Raw genomic sequence first — 5,363 nt, 5'->3', positions numbered from 1 at the left:
CCGATGACATCCTGGCTTCCATCGAACGCTTCTGCCGGTACAATGCCCCGGCAGAACGCGACGCGAGGTTGCGAACTTCTGGTTCAGGACACTAGCTAAAGGTACGATACTGCTTGAAGAGTGCCCTTAACTAGGCACGTGAGCGGCTCTCGTTGTGCCACAACTTGCTCGGTGTGCTTCCGATAAGCTCGCCCTGCTCTGCCAAGTTCGTTCTTGCCGCACAAATCTCCCGTGAGATGGCTCGGTTCGGCCGTCGCGGCAATGATCTTAGCGGTCGGCAGCGGAGCAAATTCCGCGAGCGGGACACGCTCCACTTACCGCCGCCTGAGCCTGGATAGGGATGGCACAGATCAAGCTTTTTTCAGCGCCTCGCTCGAGTAGCCGGCGTGCAGCTGCGATGCAGACCGGCTCAAGCGCTGGATCGCCGCAGACGACGATATTTGCGCAAGCTACCGCGTAGGCCGGGCCGGATCGACCGCAGTTGAACTCAAGACCCGCGCCAAATCCACGCGCAATGCCTCGCGCGGACGTCGGCGAGGTCCCACAGGCCGGGCACAAGTGGCCTGACACTGCCCCCACTTCTACTTGATCCGGAATGACCTTGTAGGCCTGAGCTGCATTGAACTTGGTGACGGAGATCACGAGTGCCTCGAGCCGATTCATGTTTCGGGAAACCACAGTTCGGCTATCGCCGCTCTGGTATGATTGATACCGAACGAAGCCAGCTTTCGGTCACCAACCTAGCCGTGATATGTAGCCGATATTTGAGTTCGGGATTTTCGTGAAGATAGCGGCGCCAAGCTGTTGGCCTTATCCTGGATCTCTGAAAGCTTCAAGAGTTTGAGTGCGGTGTAGCGTGTAGCAAGGCCGAACTTTGGAGCACCCAGAACTAGAGTTTTTTGCCCTTGATCACCTTGGCAGGCTAGATGCGCCGACGTGGTTTTGCAGCAAAAACCGGTGGCCTTGCCGATCGCCGCATGGGGCCGTTCTTCATTGTAGTATCTGCGCCAAGTCTCCACTCTTTCCTGGGCGTCCGCAAGGGACAGGAACCAATGGACGTTGAGGCATTTGGCCCGGAAGTTGCCGTTGAAGGCTTGGATATACCAGCCGGCCTCAGATCAGAAAAGGACGGACGATGAAGCGAGAAAGGTTCACGCAGATTATGCGGTGCGTCAGCTGCGGCCGATGCGACCATCGTCAGTTCGCAGTTGTAGTCTATCTCGACGGCTACGCCTATCAGGTTGAAAGCGGAGCTCCGAGGCGACACCGTTGTCCTGGCGCGGACGCGCAGGATGGGTCTAGCGACTTGAGTCTCGCGCTTGCCATATCTCTAAGCTTTTTTGTGCCCTGCCTTCAGAACTTTTGGCGTCATGTAGCGGCTACTGTGGAGCAAACCATGAAATTGGTGGATGAATCGCAGCCGCTGCGAGCGTTGAACCGACTGGCACGACGTTGCTCATGGAAGCTGCGGCCGACACGTAGATGGCCACCCAAATGAAATTCAAGATCGCCCAACCGGCTGATCGTCTTCGGCCCCCCGGAATTTCACTTCCGCTCATCAGAGGAAATTGCGACGATTCTGTTATTTGTTCCGTCGTCTCAGAGCCTGAGGCTCACGTTGTAATCGGTCAGAAAGTCCTGTAAGGTGAGGATATGCTGTACCCATCTGATGTTCTCGGTCGTATTGAGCAAGTCGCGTGAGCCCTCGATGGAGAGCAGCGGCGCCACTGACGCATTGCGATCATTCAGCAGCGCGGTGAACCGGGTGCGCAGCATTCTGTAGTAGGTTGGATCCTGGATAACCGGATATCCGCTCTTAACTCGTTGCACCACTGACTGCGGCAGCAGGTCTGCGGTGGCGGCTCGCAGCAGGCTCTTCTCGCGCCCATCGAAAGTCTTGTGCGCCCATGGAGTGCCGAACACGTACTCAACCAAGCGGTGGTCGCAGTAGGGAACCCGCACCTCGAGACCCAAAGCCATGCTCAGCCGGTCCTTCCGGTTCAGCAGCCTCGGCAGGTAAGACGTAAGGAAAAGATAGCAGACTTGGCGCATGCGACGCTCGTATGGATCGGCCGCGGCCGGGCCGGTCAGCTCGGGAACTTTAGCAAGTGCGCTGCGGTACTGCCCGTCTAGGTAGCCGGGGAAGTCAAGCTTCTGGACGAGGTCCGGGTCTAGGGACTTCCGGGTGATATCGATGCTTTCGGACCAAGGAAACGTGTCGGCCTGAACGTGCGCGGGATCATGGAACCACGGGTATCCGCCGAAAAGCTCGTCGGCCGACTCTCCGGACAGAGCTACCGTCGAGTGTTGCCTGATAGCTCGGAATAGCAAATAGAGCGAGCTGTCGATGTCGCCCATGGTGAACGGCAGGTCGTGGGCATGGAGGGTGCTGGTCCGTATGCCCGAGTCCATGAGTTCATCTGCGGATAAGGTGATATCAGTGTGGGCGGTCCCAGCGAGTTTCGCGACCTCCTGCACATACGGCCCGTCGGGCGTAAGGCAGATTGGGTTGGGTGTAAAGTTGTCGGTGTAGCCGACGAAGTCCACGGCGAAGGACCGGATTCGTTCGTCGCTGAAGCGCGCGGCCAGTGCGGTCATGGCCGAGGAGTCCAGGCCGCCCGACAAGAGCGTGCAGAGCGGCACGTCGGAGATGAGCTGCCGCTGGATCGTATCCTCGAGCAGCTCGCGGACCCGTCGAACCGTGGTAGGCACGTCGTCGGTGTGCCCGCTGTCGGTGAGCTGCCAATAACTCACCTGTCGGATTCCGTCGCGAGTGACGCGGACGATGTGGCCGGGCGGTACCTCACGCATGCCGCGGAACGCGGTAGTGTCCGGGTCGGCGATGGAGCATAGGGTGCGCCGAAGCCCCTCGGCGTCCATAACCCTTTCCGCGAGGCGATTCGCGAGGATCGCCTTTGGCTCAGAGCCGAACAACATTCCGTGCTGAGTGGGGTAGTAGTAAAGCGGCTTGATGCCCAACCGATCGCGTATGAGCACCAGCTCGCGCTTGGCGGTATCCCAAAGTGCGTAGGCGAACATCCCGTTTAGCTCACTCACGGCGGTGCGGGGGTCGCGATGGCCCCACTCGCGATGGGCGTGCAGCACCACCTCGGTGTCACTGCTCGTATCGAATCGATGACCCAGAGCAGCGAGCCGTTGACGTAAGTCGCGGTAGTTGTAAGTTTCGCCAGTGTAGACTAGAACTAACGCGGGTCTGCCACCCTCCTGGAGCATCATCGGCTGACGACCACCTTGGATGTCGATGATCGCCAGGCGGCGATGTCCCAGCGCCATGGGACCGTCAATCCAAGTGCCCTCATCATTCGGACCGCGGCGGGCCATGGTGGCTGTCATGGTGGCAAGCTCCCATCGCGCGTCGGAAACTCCAAGGTCTCGATCGAAGTCAATCCATCCACAGATACCGCACATACCTTTGGCTCCTAGTCTTGTGGCACCTATCGCGCAACTTCGTACCACTGGTACCGCCACGCACCAACGCGACCCTCGCGCTAGGTGCTAGTCGTGGCCGGCGGCTTGATGGCCTTGACGCGCATTACGCTGCACCGGCCGTCGACGCTGATGGGCAGCTCGCCATTGACGGTAACGCGACGAACTACGCGGTGCAGGTCGCCGTAGTCATTGACCGCATAATGTTGCGTGGCTCGATTGTCCCATATGGCGACATCGCCCTCCTTCCAGTTCCAGCGCACCGTATTCTCGGGCGCAGTGATATGAGACTGGAAGAGATCCAATAGCTTCTGCCCGTCATACTTCGGGATGCCAACAAAGCGCTGCACGTAATAACCGAGCACCAGCGAGCGTTCGCCGGTCTCGGGAAGGACACGCACGACGGGATGCTCGGTCTCATAGATCGTGCTAGTAAAGACGTCCTCATAATATCTCTTATCGGCCTCGCTGAAGCCAAGCCTAACGCCTTGGCCGTTGGTGTGAACGGACCAGAGCTCGTCGGCAAGCCGTTGCAGCGGCAGCGGCAACTCAAGATAAGCCGCAGCCGTGTTTGACCAGACCGTGTCACCGCCGAATGGTGGGATCACGACGCCTCGCAGCACTGTAATCTTGGGATAGGCATCGACGAAGGCTCCATCGCTGTGCCACAGGTCGACCCGGCCATTGACGCGGGTGGAATCAACATCGAGGATCGATGCCGTTCCCTTGGTCGGACCGACGATCGGAGGCGGCACGGGCTTTCCAAAACGAAGAGCAAAACGCTCCTGCTCGGCGTCGTCGAGATGACCCTGGTCGCGGAAGAAGACGACCTTGTGCTTGAGCAGTAGACCATTGATCGCGGCAATCGTCTGGTCGGGCAAATCGCCCGATAGCTTAATGTTTCTCATTTCAGCGCCGATGCGTGTTGCACGTTTGACGACGTCGGCCCCCGGCAAAACTCTATCGATCACAGTCGCTTCAGTCATCATCGTATTCTCCAGGTTACGGTGCCTTGCCTAAGCCGAGCTATTCCGCTGCGTCACGAACGGGTGAGCGCCAGATGTGGACGCATGCGCTCCATCAAATTATGATGCTCATCTCGTTTGAATCTCCGAGAGTAAATAGCATCAACACAGCGACCAGGGTCGATCGAGCGAGACTTCATCGGGAACGGCGGCGATAGGGCCGCTGCGATCGTGTTGGCTGCGACTTCATCATCTCAGCAAATGGCGTGCCACTCGCGGAATTTCGTGCGCGGCTTGCCTGACTGGAGAAAATAGCCATAACTACCAGCCTGCTCTTGGAATGACACTGCGAGTCGTAGGATTTCAAGCATTGCCGTGGTGAACCCGACACGGCTGGCTGACGGCTGGTTTTGTCGCGCGTGTACGCAAATATCGACCCCCGATTTTCCTAGACGGCAAACAGGGCGGTCCGCCCTCAACTGAATCGTTGCCTCGGCACCAAGCCGCTGACGGCCGTTCTTGAAGCAGTTTCTATCGCTAGGGCGGTGATCAAGGCCGTTGCCGTCGCGGAGCCGATGCCTTCGATCTTGCCAAGCCGTTGGCAGTGCTCGCTAGGGTGGGATTGCTTGCGCCAGCGAAACGGGCCTTTGCAGGCCATCGGCCGACGGTCGTCTGCTGCGTCCAGGCAGCCGAGGGCAAAGCCTTTGTCGAGTCCCTTACACGAGCGACTGGGATCAAGATTACCGAAGGCGAGCGATCGAGCGGCGAGACCGCCAAGGTTCGTGTGGCGGCCGAACCCAAGAGCGTCAGCAGGGACGTCGTCAACGCTTTCGGCGGCCGCCTGGGGCATCTGCACCTAGTGTCCTGAACCAGAAGTTCGCAACCTCGCGTCGCGTTCTGCCGGGGCATTGTACCGGCAGAAGCGTTCGATGGAAGCCAGGATGTCATCGG

2 protein-coding genes and 1 pseudogene are annotated in these 5,363 nt (G+C 59.0%); all 3 read right to left on the bottom strand.

The features are described 5' to 3' along the window. Nucleotides 1-909: 909 nt before the first annotated feature. Nucleotides 910-1,103: pseudogene (locus YU9_RS46965) on the bottom strand (transposase); the annotation flags it as partial. A gap of 496 nt (nucleotides 1,104-1,599) precedes the next feature. Beyond that, nucleotides 1,600-3,429, bottom strand: coding sequence for an asparagine synthase (glutamine-hydrolyzing) (gene asnB, locus YU9_RS0137960; RefSeq protein ID WP_027577367.1), 1,830 nt, complete (start codon nucleotides 3,427-3,429; stop codon nucleotides 1,600-1,602). Nucleotides 3,430-3,509: 80 nt separating this feature from the next. Beyond that, nucleotides 3,510-4,433 carry a TauD/TfdA family dioxygenase gene (locus YU9_RS0137955; protein ID WP_027577366.1) on the bottom strand — a complete coding sequence of 308 codons (924 nt, stop codon included), beginning with the start codon at nucleotides 4,431-4,433 and terminating at the stop codon, nucleotides 3,510-3,512. Nucleotides 4,434-5,363: the final 930 nt, after the last annotated feature.

Source organism: Bradyrhizobium sp. WSM1743 (assembly GCF_000473065.1).
Lineage (GTDB): Bacteria > Pseudomonadota > Alphaproteobacteria > Rhizobiales > Xanthobacteraceae > Bradyrhizobium.
Note: the sequence above shows the minus strand (reverse complement) of the source record. Positions and strands in the feature narration are given on the sequence as shown.

What these genes read in the sequence shown, in the direction of transcription:
- asnB (WP_027577367.1), bottom strand. Translation starts at nt 3,429, where the DNA reads ATGTGCGGTATCTGTGGATGGATTGACTTCGATCGAGACCTTGGAGTT.
- YU9_RS0137955 (WP_027577366.1), bottom strand. Translation starts at nt 4,433, where the DNA reads ATGACTGAAGCGACTGTGATCGATAGAGTTTTGCCGGGGGCCGACGTC.